Source organism: Phenylobacterium sp. (assembly GCF_020402505.1).
Lineage (GTDB): Bacteria > Pseudomonadota > Alphaproteobacteria > Caulobacterales > Caulobacteraceae > Phenylobacterium.
In genome coordinates this window covers 1-13,342 of the sequence record NZ_JADBZL010000035.1, presented here as the reverse complement: position 1 = coordinate 13,342, position 13,342 = coordinate 1, and the positions used below count along the sequence as shown (strand labels likewise).

The 13,342-nt window shown below is 69.9% G+C and carries 12 protein-coding genes and 1 pseudogene; 4 read left to right on the top strand and 9 right to left on the bottom strand.

Annotation, left to right across the window (positions count from 1 at the left end; all coding sequences use genetic code 11):
* Both IM632_RS03025 and IM632_RS03020 read left to right on the top strand, forming a co-directional pair.
* Positions 1-123: pseudogene (locus IM632_RS03025) on the top strand (ISAs1 family transposase); the annotation flags it as partial.
* A 167-nt stretch (positions 124-290) separates the two neighbouring features.
* On the top strand, positions 291-560 hold the full coding sequence (locus IM632_RS03020; RefSeq protein ID WP_296482522.1) for a GNAT family N-acetyltransferase: 270 nt from the start codon (positions 291-293) through the stop codon (positions 558-560).
* A gap of 9 nt (positions 561-569) precedes the next feature.
* Here the strand turns inward: IM632_RS03020 and uvrB are convergent, their stop codons facing one another.
* Positions 570-2,822, bottom strand: a complete 2,253-nt coding sequence (gene uvrB / locus IM632_RS03015; protein ID WP_296482525.1) for an excinuclease ABC subunit UvrB — start codon at positions 2,820-2,822, stop codon at positions 570-572.
* A 53-nt stretch (positions 2,823-2,875) separates the two neighbouring features.
* Entirely contained in the window at positions 2,876-3,487 is a 612-nt protein-coding gene (locus tag IM632_RS03010; RefSeq protein WP_296482528.1) for a thioredoxin domain-containing protein, read from the bottom strand.
* A gap of 289 nt (positions 3,488-3,776) precedes the next feature.
* On the opposite strand from IM632_RS03010, the gene IM632_RS14470 reads away from it, so the two are divergent.
* Complete coding sequence (locus IM632_RS14470) at positions 3,777-4,544, top strand: cell wall hydrolase (protein WP_366817272.1); 768 nt, start codon at positions 3,777-3,779, stop codon at positions 4,542-4,544.
* A 20-nt stretch (positions 4,545-4,564) separates the two neighbouring features.
* Here IM632_RS14470 and nadC read toward each other — a convergent pair whose 3' ends face one another.
* From nadC to nadA, 3 genes are read right to left on the bottom strand one after another with little or no spacing between them, the layout of a single operon-like run.
* Positions 4,565-5,365, bottom strand: a complete 801-nt coding sequence (nadC, locus tag IM632_RS03000; RefSeq protein WP_296525007.1) for a carboxylating nicotinate-nucleotide diphosphorylase — start codon at positions 5,363-5,365, stop codon at positions 4,565-4,567.
* 41 nt (positions 5,366-5,406) lie between these two features.
* Positions 5,407-6,921, bottom strand: coding sequence for an L-aspartate oxidase (locus tag IM632_RS02995; RefSeq protein ID WP_296552007.1), 1,515 nt, complete (start codon positions 6,919-6,921; stop codon positions 5,407-5,409).
* Positions 6,922-6,923: 2 nt separating this feature from the next.
* The gene (gene nadA, locus IM632_RS02990; protein WP_296482532.1) at positions 6,924-8,021 is read right to left on the bottom strand and encodes a quinolinate synthase NadA; all 1,098 of its coding nucleotides are present in this window, start codon (positions 8,019-8,021) and stop codon (positions 6,924-6,926) included.
* 184 nt (positions 8,022-8,205) lie between these two features.
* Between nadA and IM632_RS02985 the strand changes: the two genes are divergently transcribed.
* Positions 8,206-9,396 carry a cell wall hydrolase gene (locus tag IM632_RS02985; RefSeq protein WP_296482534.1) on the top strand — a complete coding sequence of 397 codons (1,191 nt, stop codon included), beginning with the start codon at positions 8,206-8,208 and terminating at the stop codon, positions 9,394-9,396.
* On the opposite strand, the gene IM632_RS02980 is transcribed toward IM632_RS02985, so the two are convergent.
* The 4 genes from IM632_RS02980 to pseG form a co-directional block, all read right to left on the bottom strand.
* The gene (locus IM632_RS02980; protein WP_296482537.1) at positions 9,387-9,890 is read right to left on the bottom strand and encodes an N-acetyltransferase; all 504 of its coding nucleotides are present in this window, start codon (positions 9,888-9,890) and stop codon (positions 9,387-9,389) included. The two genes, IM632_RS02985 and IM632_RS02980, sit on opposite strands and share 10 nt — an antisense overlap.
* 19 nt (positions 9,891-9,909) lie before the next feature.
* On the bottom strand, positions 9,910-11,208 hold the full coding sequence (locus tag IM632_RS02975) for a UDP-N-acetylglucosamine 1-carboxyvinyltransferase (RefSeq protein ID WP_296482543.1): 1,299 nt from the start codon (positions 11,206-11,208) through the stop codon (positions 9,910-9,912).
* Complete coding sequence (gene trxB, locus IM632_RS02970; RefSeq protein ID WP_296518722.1) at positions 11,205-12,182, bottom strand: thioredoxin-disulfide reductase; 978 nt, start codon at positions 12,180-12,182, stop codon at positions 11,205-11,207. The genes IM632_RS02975 and trxB overlap by 4 nt, the downstream gene beginning before the upstream one ends.
* A gap of 119 nt (positions 12,183-12,301) precedes the next feature.
* Positions 12,302-13,342: UDP-2,4-diacetamido-2,4,6-trideoxy-beta-L-altropyranose hydrolase (gene pseG, locus IM632_RS02965; RefSeq protein ID WP_366817268.1), on the bottom strand; the 1,041-nt coding region annotated here is incomplete at its 5' end.

Sequence of the window (13,342 nt, the reverse complement as noted above, 5' to 3'; positions counted from 1 at the left end):
CTCAGAAAACTTGCCCTCAACATCGCCAGGCATCACCCCGCAAAGGGCTCAATGAAGAAGAAGCTCAAGCGCGCCGGATGGGACGACGCCTTCCTGCTCTCCATGCTCGGCCATATGCGATAGCCCTGCCCCTGGGGGGAGCAGTCAAAGCGCTTTCAATTCCTCCCCATCAGGGGGAGGTGGACCGCGCAGCGGGCCGGAGGGGGTCTTCTGAGCCCCCGCCGTCCTCCGGGACCGCCCGGATCCCGGAACCGGATGCGCCGGCGGGCGATTTGTCCTAGCCTGACGCCATGACCAGCGCTCTCAAAGACACCGGGACCCGGTTCGAGATGGTCGAACAGGGCCTGACCTCCTTCGCGGACTACCGGCGCGCCGGCGACCGTATCATCATCGACCACGTGGAAAGCCCGCCCGCCCTTCGCGGCACGGGCGCCTCCGGCCGGCTGATGGAGGCCCTCTCCGCCGACATCCAGGCGCGGGGGCTGAAGATCACGCCGGTCTGCAGCTACGCCGCCGCCTGGCTGAAACGGAGCGAGGCCTACCGGTCCCTGCTCGACTGAGCCGGCGCTTCAGCGCCGCCGGAGACGTCGCCGCTCGGCGGCCGCCTCGGCGCGGCTTTCCGCCCTGAGCGACTTCGCCGCGCTGCGGGCCGCGCCCGACCCGTCCTCGCCCTCCCCGGAGACCAGGGCGTCGGCGGCGAACTCCAGGTCCAGGAGCTTGAGGCGCTTGATCTCGTCCCGCAGGCGCGCGGCGGTCTCGAACTCAAGGTCGGCGGCGGCCTGGCGCATCCGGGCCTCCAGGTCCTTGAGCGTCGCCTTGAAGTTGTCACCGAGGAAGGGCTGGGCGCCGTCCTCCGCCACGCCCGCCGGCACGGTGACGCGGTCCTTCTCGTAGGGGCTGGCGAGGATCTCCTTGATCTGGCTGCGCACGCTCTCCGGCGTCACGCCGTGGGCCGCGTTCCAGGCGGTCTGCTTCTCGCGCCGGCGGCGGGTCTCGGCCATGGCCCGCTCCATGGAGCCCGTGACCTGGTCGGCGTAGAGGATGACCCGGCCGTCGACGTTCCGCGCCGCCCGGCCGATGGTCTGGATCAGGCTGGTCTCGGAACGCAGGAAGCCCTCCTTGTCCGCGTCCAGGATGGCCACGAGGCCGCACTCGGGAATGTCCAGACCCTCCCGCAGGAGGTTGATCCCCACCAGGACGTCGAAGGCGCCCAGCCGCAGGTCGCGGATGATCTCGATGCGCTCCAGGGTGTCGACGTCGGAGTGCATGTAGCGGACCCGCAGGCCCTGCTCGTGCATGTACTCGGTCAGGTCCTCGGCCATCTTCTTGGTCAGGACGGTGACCAGGGTGCGATACCCCTTCGCCGTCGTCTGCCGGACCTGGTCGATGACGTCGTCAACCTGGGAGAAGCCGTCCTTCGCCACCGGGCGGATCTCCACCGGCGGGTCGATCAGGCCGGTCGGGCGGATCACCTGCTCGGCGAAGACGCCGCCGGTCTTCTCCATCTCCCAGGGTCCCGGCGTCGCCGACACGCTGACCGTCGCGGGCCGCATGGCGTCCCACTCCTCGAACTTGAGGGGGCGGTTGTCCATGCAGGAGGGCAGGCGGAAGCCGTACTCGGCCAGGGTGAACTTGCGGCGGAAGTCGCCTCGGAACATGGCGCCGATCTGCGGGATGGTCTGGTGGCTTTCGTCCACGAAGAGCAGGGCGTTGTCGGGGATGTACTCGAAGAAGGTGGGCGGCGGCTCTCCGGGCCGCCGGCCGGTGAGGTAGCGGGAATAGTTCTCGATGCCGGCGCAGGAGCCCGTGGCCTGGATCATCTCCAGGTCGAAGGTGGTCCTCTGCTCCAGGCGCTGGGCCTCCAGCAGCTTGCCGTTGGCCACCAGCCAGTCCAGGCGCTCCTTCAGCTCGGCGCGGATCTGGTTCATGGCCTGGTTGAGGGTCGGCCGGGGGGTCACGTAGTGACTGTTGGCGTAGATCTTCACCGCAGGAAGGTCGGCGGTGCGCTTGCCGGTGAGGGGATCGAACTCGGTGATGGCCTCGATCTCGTCGCCGAACAGGCTGATCCGCCAGGCCCTGTCCTCGTAGTGTGCGGGAAAGATCTCCAGGGTGTCGCCGCGCCGCCGGAAGGTCCCGCGCTCGAAGGCCTGGTCGTTCCGCCGGTACTGCTGGGCGACGAGGTCGGCCATAAGCTTCTTCTCGTCGATCCGCTCGCCGACCTTCAGGCTGAAGGTCATGGCGGTGTAGGTCTCCACCGAGCCGATGCCGTAGATGCAGGAGACCGAGGCCACGACGATGACGTCGTCCCGCTCCAGGATCGCCCGGGTGGCGGAGTGCCGCATCCGGTCGATCTGCTCGTTAATCGAGGAGTCCTTCTCGATGTAGGTGTCGGTCCGGGGTACGTAGGCCTCGGGCTGGTAGTAGTCGTAGTAGGAGACGAAGAACTCCACGGCGTTGTCGGGGAAGAAGCTCCGGAACTCGCTGTAGAGCTGGGCCGCCAGGGTCTTGTTCGGCGCCAGGATCAGGGCCGGCCGCTGGGTCTCCTCGATCACCTTGGCCATGGTGAAGGTCTTCCCCGAGCCGGTGACGCCCAGCAACACCTGGTCGTGTTCCCGCGCCTGAAGGCCTGCGACAAGTTCGGCGATGGCGGTCGGCTGATCCCCCGCCGGCGCGTAGTCGGAGACGAGACGGAAGCGACGCCCGCCCTCGGACTTCTCCGGCCGGTCCGGCCGATGGGGCCGCCAGGCCATGTCCGCGGCGGCGGCGTCGAAGGCGAAGACCGCCGAGGCGTCGGCGAGTCCGGGCGGAGGGCTGGAAGGCATGGGGAGAGATTAGGCGGCCCCAGTGGACGACGCCAGTGCGCCCGCGCGGAAAGTCAGGGCTTCCGGCGCGCCTTCAGGGCCGCCGTGTAGGCGGCGTCAATCTCCTGGAGGGTCATCTCGCCCGTCTTCACTTTCACGCCGTTGAAGAAGAAGGTCGGCGTGCTCTCTACACCCCGGGAGACCGCCGCCGCCAGGTCGGCGTCAAGGGCGGCCTGTCCGGCGGGGTCCGCCAGGCAGGCGTTGACGGCGGCGCCGGAAATTCCGCCCTCCGCCGCCGCCGCCAGCAGGGCGGGGCGCGCGTCGCCGCTCCGGAACATCTCTTCCTGCCGTCGGAAGATCCCCTTGATCACGTTGTAATAACCGGCGGGGCCGGCGCACCGGGCGAGCATGAAGCCGGCGGCCGCGACGTTCTGCGGTGGTGTGAGCACTGGCCTCACGACGAAACGAACCTTGCCGGTGTCAATGTAGCGAGCCTTGAAGGTCGGGAAGATGTCGTTGGCGAACCGGCCACAGCTGGAACAGGTCAGGGAGGCGAACTCCTCCACGAGGACGGGGGCGCCCGCTCGACCCATCACCCTGTCGGGCCCGACCGGGACCTCGGCCGACCGGGCCTCAGGCGCCGCAAGGCCAAGAAGCATTGTGATCAGGAGGGTGATCAGGCGCATGGAGAATCTCCTTCGATGTCCCGGGCGACAAGGATCCTCGTCGACGCCAGGTCGGAACCGTTATGCTGCACTGCAATAAGGGCTTGCGAATCTGTTTACCAGAAGGCATACCCAACTCACATTCGCCATTGTCCGAGCTCCGGCGTGTAGGAGACGGGCAGGTCGATCCGGCCGCCAGCATGAGCAGGGGTCCCGATCGACACAGCTGTCTGGGGGTGATCCGCCCTCGCCGCACGGGACCCTTTCCTTGTCAGACCTTCCTCAGGCGCGCGCCTCATGGCGTGAAGTCGTGACCGTCTTTCTCTTTGGCGCCGGCCTCGTCGTCGCACTCGTCAGCGCCTATATCGGCGGCCTGCGCGCAGGATCGGTAACCCTGCCCGCCGATGTCACTCTTGCCGTATCCAGCGTTGACGCCGACCCCTCGCTCCGTCCTTCGCCGGCGGTGGAGACGGTCACGAGCCCGGGCGGCGCCCGTTCCGCTTCCCGGGACCTCAAATGTCTGACCCAGGCCATCTACTTCGAGGCCCGGGGTGAAAGCCCCGCCGGCCAGGCCGCGGTGGCCCAGGTGGTGCTCAACCGGGTCCGCAAGGCCGGCTTCCCCAAGTCCGTGTGCGGCGTGGTCTTCCAGGGCTCGGCCCGCGGGACGGGCTGCCAGTTCTCCTTCACCTGCGACGGCTCCATGCGCCGGGCCCGTGAGGACCAGGCCTGGGCCCAGGCCCGCCGGATCGCGACCCGGGCCCTCGCCGGCGCCGTCATGACCGCTGTCGGAGACGCCACTCATTTTCACACCGTGCACGTCTCCCCGGACTGGAGCCGCGATCTGCGCGAAGTGGCCCAGGTCGGTCTTCATATCTTCTACCGAAAGGATCGTGCCTCCGGGGACGTTACCCTCGCCGAGGCGTCCGATGCCCCGGTCGGAACGGACCTCAGGGTCTCTGAAGCGCGACTGGTGTCCGGACCGCCCAGCGATCCTGTGGAGGTGGTGGAGGCCTCCCCGCCGCCCTATCCGGCCGTGGCCCAGGGGACCGAGGCGGTCGTCGGAGCGCCCGCCGCCTGATCCGGGCCTCCCGACTTCGGTCAGACGGCGTCGAGCCCGATGTCCAGGCTGGGTGAGGAGTGGGTCAGAGCGCCGACGCTGATGACCTGGACCCCGGTCTCGGCGATCGCTCGGACAGTGGCGAGGTCCACCCCGCCCGAGGCCTCCAGGGCGACCCGGCCAGCCGTCATGGCGACGGCTGCGCGCAGGTCGGCGAGGCTGAAGTTGTCGAGCATGATCACGTCCGGCGCGAGGGGCAGGGCCTCGGCGAGCTGGTCCAGGCTGTCGACCTCAAGCTCCACCTTGACCAGGTGTCCGGCGGCTGCCCGGGCCCTCTCCAGGGCCGGCCGCACACCCCCGCAAGCGGCGACATGGTTGTCCTTGATCAGGATGGCGTCATCCAGTCCGAACCGGTGGTTCACTCCACCGCCGCATCGGACAGCGTACTTCTCCAGGACCCGAAGCCCCGGGGTGGTCTTTCGGGTGTCGGTAATGCGTGCGCCGGTTCCCGCCACCGCGTCCACATAGGTCCGGGTCAGGGTGGCGATCCCCGACAGCCGGCCCGCGAGATTCAGGCCGGTGCGCTCGGCGGACAGGACCGCCCGCGCCGGCGCCTCCGCGCGGGCCAGAACCTGGCCGGGCGCGATCGGGTCTCCATCCTGGACCAGAACCTCGAAGCGGGCCTCCGGGGTTAGGGCGTGAAGCGCAAGGCGGGCGCAGGACAGGCCCGAGAGAACGCCCGGCCGGCGGGCCGTCCACGCCACGGATAGCCGTGCGTCCTCAGGGACGCAGGCCTGGCTGGTCAGGTCACCGGCGCGGCCAAGATCCTCCGCCAGGGCCATGCGGACGACGGGATCGACCAGGAGGTCCGGGATCTGCGGGATCAAGCGGCCTTCCGGGACAGGGACCCGGCCTCCAGACGGACAAGGGTGCGGCGAGCCTCTGCGGCGGCCTCGGGGTGATCGGCGCGGAAGTGCGCCCCCCGGCTTTCCCGCCGCTCGAGGGCGCATTCGACCACCAGGCGGGCTGCGACCAGGGGGCCTGCGTCGGGGAAGCGTGCGCCGAGGAGGTCGAGCCGGGAGAGGAGCCGCTCCAGGCCCGCAGCCTCACGGATCACGCCCGCCTCCCGGCTCATGGCCTTTCGAAGAGCCTGGAGGTCCTCCTCCGGGAGGCGCGAGAGTTTCCGGGACTGTGCCAGCGGCCGCGGAGCGCCCAGGCGGCGGGAGGCGGCGCGTCCGGCCCGGGCGCCGAACACGGCGGCCTCGAGTAGCGAGTTGGACGCCAGGCGATTGGCGCCATGAACCCCGCTGGAAGCGCATTCCCCGGCAGCGTAGAGCCCGGCAAGCGTCGTCGCCCCATCGGCGTCCGTAAGGATGCCTCCCATGTGATAGTGGCAGGCGGGCGCCACCGGAACCGGGGCGACCCGCGGATCCAGGCCTGCGCTGCGGCATGCCTCGAAGACGGTGGGAAAGGCCGTGGGGAAGTGGGCGCCAACGGCGGCGCGGGCGTCCAGGAAGGCGCCCCGTCCCGCCTCGCGCTCGGCATGGATGGCCCGGGCCACGACATCCCTGGGGGCGAGTTCGCCGTCAGGATGCTGGCCCGTCATGAATCGCTCGCCGGCGGCGTTCACCAGCCAGGCGCCTTCCCCGCGCAGGGCCTCCGTGATCAGGGGCGCCGGGTCACGGCCGATATCCAGGGCTGTCGGGTGGAACTGCACGAACTCCGGGTCGGCGAGGGTCGCCCCGGCCAGGGCGGCGGCGGCCAGGCCCTCGCCCAGCAGGGCCGAAGGGGTCGTGGTCTCAGCGTAGAGTCCCCCGAGACCTCCGGTGGCCAGGATCACGGCTGCGGCGCGCATTGCAGTCATGACGCCGTCGCGCTCCATGAGGGCGCCGCAGACCGCGCCGACAGAGTCCTGCAGCAGGCCCCTCAACCGCCAGCCTTCCAGGACTTCGACGTGGGCTGACTGTCGGACGCGCCCGATCACCGCAGCCATGATGGCGCGCCCGGCCTGGTCGCCCCCGACCCGCGCCACCCGGGCGCGGCCGTGCGCCGCCTCGCGACTGAGAAGAAAACCTCCTTGGCGGTCCCGGTCGAAGGGCGCTCCGAAGCTCGCGAGCCTCCGGACCGCTCCGGGACCGTCGGCGGCCAGAAGGGCGGCGCGGTCGGGATCCACCAGTCCCGCCCCGGCGGCGACGGTGTCTGCGGCGTGCAAGGCGGGGCTATCCTCCGGCGACAGGGCTGCAGCGACTCCGCCCTGAGCCCAGGACGAACTGCAGGCCTCCCCCAGCGGCGCGGGCGACACAAGACACACCCGGCGCGGCGCGGCGGCCAGGGCCGCCGAGAGACCAGCTAGGCCTCCGCCGATCACCAGGACGCCGTCGAAGTGTTGGGTGTCCATCGTCAGATCAGCTCGACATCGACGTGATGACGGGCGCGGACCAGGTCATAGCGGGCCGGGACGGCGGGGGGCGGAAGGTCGATCATCCTCTGGACGGCGTCTCGCGCCCGCCGGGCCACCGACGGGTCCACAGTGACCTCGTGGCGGTCCTCGACCAGGGCCTCCAGTATGTTCTCCAGTGTGATGCGCTTCATGTGGGGGCAGAGGTTGCAGGGCCGGACAAACTCGGTCTCGACGGCGTCCGCGGCCACATTGTCGGCCATCGAGCATTCGGTGATCAGCACCACCTGCCGGGGCTTGCGGGTCAGGACATAGTCGTTCATGGCCGCTGTCGACCCGGCGAAGTCGGCCTCGGCCAGGACTTCCGCCGGGCACTCGGGATGAGCCAGAATCTCCGCGCCCGGGTGGGCCTGGCGGATTTCACGGATATCGTCGGCGGTAAACTGCTCGTGCACCTCACACCGCCCGCGCCAGGCGATGATCCCCACGTTGGTCTGGCGGGCGACATTGCGGGCCAGGAACTCGTCAGGGATGAGGATGACCCGGTTCACGCCCCATTCGCGGGCCGCCTGTTCGACCACCTGCACGGCGTTGGCGCTGGTGCAGCAGATGTCGGTCTCGGCCTTCACCTCCGCCGAGGTGTTCACATAGGTCACCACCGGCAGGCCGGGATAGCGCTGGCGCATCAGGCGGACATCCTCTGCGGTGATCGAGGCGGCGAGGCTGCATCCGGCCCGCAGGTCGGGGATCAGGACCCGCTTGTCCGGTGACAGAATCTTGGAGGTCTCGGCCATGAAGTGCACGCCGGCCTGGATGATGATGTCGGCGTCCGCCCGGGCGGCCTCGCGCGCGAGGCCGAGGCTGTCGCCGACATAGTCGCCCACCCCATGGAAGATGTCGGTGGTCATGTAGTTGTGGGCCAGGATCACCGCCCGGCGCTCCCGCTTCAGCCGGTTGATGGCGGCGATGAGGGGGGCCTGGGCCCGCCATTCCATCGGCGTCACGTGCCGGCGGACCTTCTCCCAGACGGCGGCGGTCTCTGCCTGAACTTCAGGGGTGAACTCAGGCACGTGGGCGGCGAGGGCGGTCGGAAGCGACATGACGCACTCCTTTTGCTCAAAGTGAGCATTAGAGGGGCGGAGAAAATGCCGGATGAGCCCGACGCCTCCTCCTAATTATGCTCATTAAGAGCATATCCTTGGGACAATATGAGGGTGCGAACCGGCCTTGGCAAGCGCCGGGGCGATAGCCGGAGACAAGAGCGCGTGATCCAGCGGCCCATCCGTGCTAGACGCGCCCCGGCTGATACCGGAGGCCCCCGCCCTGAGGCAGGTCCGAACCCTTGCGCTGATCGCCCTTGTGGGCGTGCTCGGTCCCGGCGCCGCCGGCGCGGGGCGCGGGGCTCCGCCTGCGCTGTCGGCCGACCTCGCTGATCCTGAAATGAGTGTGGCGCAGGCCTTTTCGGACCCGGTGCTCGAAGCGCGCTTCGCCTCCCTGTCGCCGACGCTGAGGTCCTTCGCCGATCCCTCGGCCCGCAGGGACGGGCGGGCTTGGCTGGACCTGACCCCTGGCTGGGAGACCCTGGACCTGGCCCGTCCGCCGCGCCTGGAGCTGGGCGCTCCAGACGCCGGGGTCGAGGCGGAAGACGCCCGGTTCATCAACGCCCTGCGACCCGTCTCCCGCGAACCTCTGGCGAAGATGCCGGCCTTCCAGCTCTCGGGAGGGAGTGAGGACGCCCGGCGGGCCCTGACCTGCCTGACCCAGGCCGTCTACTATGAGGCCGCCCGGGAGCCCGCGATAGGTCAGGCGGCGGTGGCGCAGGTGGTGCTGAACCGGCTGCGGCATCCGGGGTACCCCAAGTCCGTGTGCGGCGTGATCTATCAGGGATCGGCAAGGCCCACCGGCTGCCAGTTCACCTTCACCTGCGACGGTTCTCTCGCCCGGCCGCCGGAACCGGCTCTCTGGAGCGCCGCCGACGCTGTCGCCCGACGCGCCCTGTCGGGCCACGTGGTGCGCGAAGTCGGCTCGGCCACCCATTACCACGCCGACTATGTGGCCCCCTACTGGGCCCCGACCCTGGTCAAGCTGGCCCAGATCGGAGCGCATATCTTCTACCGGTGGACGGGTCCCTCCGGCGAGGCCGGCGCCTTCACGGGCCGGTATGCGGGGGGTGAGGGCATGCTCAGCCCGGCCATCCTCGGCGGCGTCGATCCTCGCACCCAGGCGGGACTCGAGGCCCTTATGGCCCCGCCGCCGCCGCGCACGGTCACCCTGGCCCTTGCCGGCGAGACCCGCACCTACACGGTCTCAGAGCCGGATGCGGCTGGGTCCGCAGGCCTTCCGGCGCCCGGCCAGCTCTCGCCTACACGGCGGAGGCCCACTCCGGAGGAGATCCGCCGGATCAACGCCGCCCTCGCCGCCCTGGAGAAGGGGGAGCCAGCCCCCGTGGTGACAGGCGTCGGCGTTCAGCCCTGATCCACGGAGAAGGCGTCCGGGTAGGCCACCATCAGAGGCTCATCCAGGGCGCCATCGACCAGGGCGATTCCCATGAAGGCGGGACTGCCGGAGTAGGACGCGCTGACCTTGGCGGTCGCTTCGGTGGAGAAGCCGAACTTCGGATAGTACTCCGGATGCCCCAGCACCAGCACGGCGGCGGCGTCGAAGTGGCGGGCCGCCTCCAGGCCGCGCAGGGTGAGCGCCGACCCGATCCCTGTGCGCTGCACATCCGGGTGGACCGCAAGGGGCGCCAGCGCGGAGTAGAGGTGCATGCTATCGGCCCACAGGCGGCTGAACATGATGCAGCCGACCGGTTCGCCGTCCTGCAGGGCGATCAGCTCGAACATGGACTCGGCGTCGGCGCGCAGCCGCTCGACGATCCGGCGTTCGGCGGTTCCGCCGAAGGCGGCGTCGAGGATCTCCCCGATGGCGGGATGATCGCCGGCGCGGGCGTAGCGGATCTCCAGGGCCATGATGAGGCCTCCTAGCGGGTCAGTCGCCGGCCACCCATTCCACGTCCGCGCCGAGGGCGTTGAGATTCTCGACGAAGCGCGGGTGGGCCCTCTGGATGGGAGCGGCGTTGAGGATGGTGGAGCGCCCCTCGATGCTGGCGGCCAGCATGAAGAGGGCGATGGCCACCCGGATGATGTAGGGGCTCTCCACCGTGGCGGGCATGAGCGGTTTGCCACCGTAAGTGATCAGCCGGTGCGGGTCGCAGAGCACGGCGTGGGCCCCGAACTTGCCGATCTCCGAGCTCCAGCCCAGGGCCCCTTCGTAGACCTTGTTCCAGAACATCACTGAGCCCTCGGCGCGGACGCCCAGGGCGATGAAGATCGGCAGCAGATCCGCCGGCACGTAGGGCCAGGGAGCCGCCTCGACCTTGGTCAGGATGTTCGAGGTGAAGGGCTCGCGCACCTTCAGGCCGTGGGGCGCGCGGGCCGTGGACCAACCGCCTTCGTGGGTCACCTCAACGCCGAACTTGGCGAAGGTGCGGTCCAGCAGGGGAAACTGCTCCACCGAGCCGTTGCGTACCGAGACCTCGCCGCCGGTGATGGCGCCCATGGCCAGGAAGGTGGCCACCTCATGGAAGTCGTCGGCGAAGGTGAACTCGGCCCCGGACAGGCGATCGACACCCTCGACCACAATGCGGGACCCGCCGACCCCTTCGATGCGGGCCCCCATCAGGGCCAGGAAGGCGCAGAACTCCTGCACGTGGGGCTCGCAGGCGGCGTTGGTCAGCTGCGACCGTCCCAGGGCGGTGGCGGCGCAGAGCATGAAGTTCTCGGTGGTTGTGACCGAGGCGTAGTCCAGCCAGTGGTCGGCGGCCCGGTATCCGCCCGGCACGGAGATATGCAGGGCGTCCGGCTCGCGCCGAACGGTCGCGCCGAAGGTCTGCAGGACTTCGATGTGCGGGTCGATCTCCCGGGCGCCGAGGGTGCAGCCCGTCGCATCTTCCTCGATGGTCGCCGCCCCGAACCGGTGAAGCAGGGGCGGGATCAGCATCAGGGTCGAGCGCATCCCGAGGGGCAGGTGGGCGGCCTTGGGGTTCAGCCCCACCCCATGGCGCACCCTCAGCGTCCCCGCCGCAAAGTCCATGTCGACGGTCGAGCCGAGGTTGCGGAAGAAGTCGAGGATTTTCCGGACGTCGGTGATGTCCGGCACCCGGTGCAGCGTCACCGGCTGGTCGGTCAGGAGGGTGGCGCAGAGCACCGGCAGGACGGCGTTCTTGTTGGCCGAGGGGATGATCCTCCCCCGCAGCGCCCGGCCGCCGTTGACGATGAGGCTGGTCACTGGGCGGCCGCCCGGCTCGAGGCGTGATCCTCCTCCGCCAGGAGACGCACGGCCTCCAGCGCCGCCATGCAGCCCATGCCCGCCGCCGTCACCGCCTGCCGGTAAACGTCGTCAGTGACGTCTCCTGCGGCGAAGACCCCTCGGATGGCGGTTGCGGCCGTCCCGGCGCGGACCTTCAGATAGCCGCTGGCGTCCATCTCCAGCTGCCCCGCGAACAGGGCCGAGGCCGGGGCGTGGCCGATGGCGATGAAGACCCCGTCGCAGGCGAGTTCGCGGGTCTCGCCGGTCCGGGTCGACTTCAGCCGCACGCTGGTCACGCCCAGAGGGTCGGTCTGGCCCAGCACCTCTTCCACCTCGTGATCCCAGACCACCTCGACCTTGGGGTTGGCGAACAGGCGCTCCTGCAGGATGGCCTCCGCGCGGAAGCTGTCGCGCCGGTGCACCACGGTGACCTTGGAAGCGAAGCTGGTCAGGAAGAGGGCTTCCTCCACGGCGGTGTTGCCGCCGCCGACCACCACGACCTCCTTGCCGCGGTAGAAGAAGCCATCACAGGTCGCGCAGGCCGAGACTCCGAAGCCCTGGAACCGTTGCTCGCTTTCCAGACCGAGCCACCGGGCCTGGGCGCCGGTGGCGATGATCAGGGTCTCGGCCAGCCAGACCTGGCCGCTGTCGCAAACCAGCCGGAAGGGCCGCGACGACAGGTCCGCAGAGACGACGATGTCGTTGATGATCTCGGTCCCGACATGCTCGGCCTGGGCCTGCATCTGCTCCATCAGCCAGGGTCCCTGGATGACGTCGGCGAAGCCCGGATAGTTCTCCACATCGGTGGTGATTGTGAGCTGGCCGCCGGGCTGCAGGCCCTGGATCAGCACCGGCTTCAGGAGGGCGCGGGCGGCGTAGACGGCGGCGGTGTATCCGGCAGGACCGGAGCCGACGATCAGGCAGCGGACGGAACGGGGCGTGGAGTCAGGCATTTCGTCCCTTTAGGGCAGATTCCGACCGTATGCGACTCCGGCGGCGCGGCTCGACTCCAAGGTCATGATCAGGGAGCCGGAGACACCCGGAATGAGCCGCCCTTCCCGATGTCAGGGTCTCAGGGCGCCGGCGTCTTCTGGGCGATCGCCTGGAGAAGGGCTTCCGCCGCCCGGCCGGCGCCCTGACCGTCGCAGATGGCCGCGGCGGCCTCCGACAGATGGGCCCGCTGCGCCGCGTCCGTAACAAGCCGCATGATCGCCCTGTCCAGCGCGCCTTCGAAGGCGGCGTCTGCGGCGTCGACCACCAGAGCGGCGCCCCTGTCGGTCAGCGCCCCTGCGGCGGCGCGCTGGTTCTCGGCCACGACGACAATCGCCGCCGGCAGTCCCAGGGTGCAGATCTCCCAGACGGTGGATCCGGCCGCCGAGATCACGAAGTCGGCGTCGTGCAGCAGGGTGGCCATGTCCGTGGCGTCGATATGCAGGCGCAGTCGCCGGTCATGGCTGGCCATGCGCGTGAGGGGCCGCAGGCTCGGCGCCTGGCCGCCGAGGGCGATGTCGATGACCACGTCGCCCAGCCTCGGCCGCAGCCGGTCGACGACGCGGCTGGTTACGCCGCCGACATCCGTCAACCCCATGGTCACCAGAACCCGGCGGACGGGACCGCTCCGGCGGGCGAGGGAAGAGGCGCGAGCGGCGGCGAAGCGGCTGCGCACCGGAGCGAACTCCGGACCCAGCAGGAGGCGCGTGTCGCCGTCGGTCAGCAAGGTGTAGTCCACAGGCCGCCGGTTCGGGCCCGAATCCAGAACCACGTCCCCGCCGAGGGGCCGGTTCGCCAGGTCGTCGATGACCAGACTGGCGCGCCCGCCCGCGAGGGCGTCATGGTCAGGACGGGCCAGTCCGTAATGATCGAAGACCAGGGCGTCGAAGCCCTGACCGGCAAGGGCGGCGGCGAGGGCGTTGCGGTCCGCGCCCGCAGCTTCGATCCGCGACATGGCGGGGGCGAAGGTGTCCAGCAGGGGTGCACTCTGTGGTGAAGCCAGGAAGGCGCAGGCCGCGCCGCGCACGCTGAGGGCCTCGGCCAGGGTCAGGCTGCGCATGAGGTGACCGCCGCCGACCTCGGGTCCGGCGTCGGCGATGAACAGCACGCGCGGCGTCTCGGG

Coding starts and splice junctions, on each gene's coding strand:
- IM632_RS03020 (WP_296482522.1), top strand. CDS start 291: ATGACCAGCGCTCTCAAAGACACCGGGACCCGGTTCGAGATGGTCGAA.
- uvrB (WP_296482525.1), bottom strand. CDS start 2,822: ATGCCTTCCAGCCCTCCGCCCGGACTCGCCGACGCCTCGGCGGTCTTC.
- IM632_RS03010 (WP_296482528.1), bottom strand. CDS start 3,487: ATGCGCCTGATCACCCTCCTGATCACAATGCTTCTTGGCCTTGCGGCG.
- nadC (WP_296525007.1), bottom strand. CDS start 5,365: ATGGCCCTGGCGGAGGATCTTGGCCGCGCCGGTGACCTGACCAGCCAG.
- IM632_RS02995 (WP_296552007.1), bottom strand. CDS start 6,921: ATGGACACCCAACACTTCGACGGCGTCCTGGTGATCGGCGGAGGCCTA.
- nadA (WP_296482532.1), bottom strand. CDS start 8,021: ATGTCGCTTCCGACCGCCCTCGCCGCCCACGTGCCTGAGTTCACCCCT.
- IM632_RS02980 (WP_296482537.1), bottom strand. CDS start 9,890: ATGGCCCTGGAGATCCGCTACGCCCGCGCCGGCGATCATCCCGCCATC.
- trxB (WP_296518722.1), bottom strand. CDS start 12,182: ATGCCTGACTCCACGCCCCGTTCCGTCCGCTGCCTGATCGTCGGCTCC.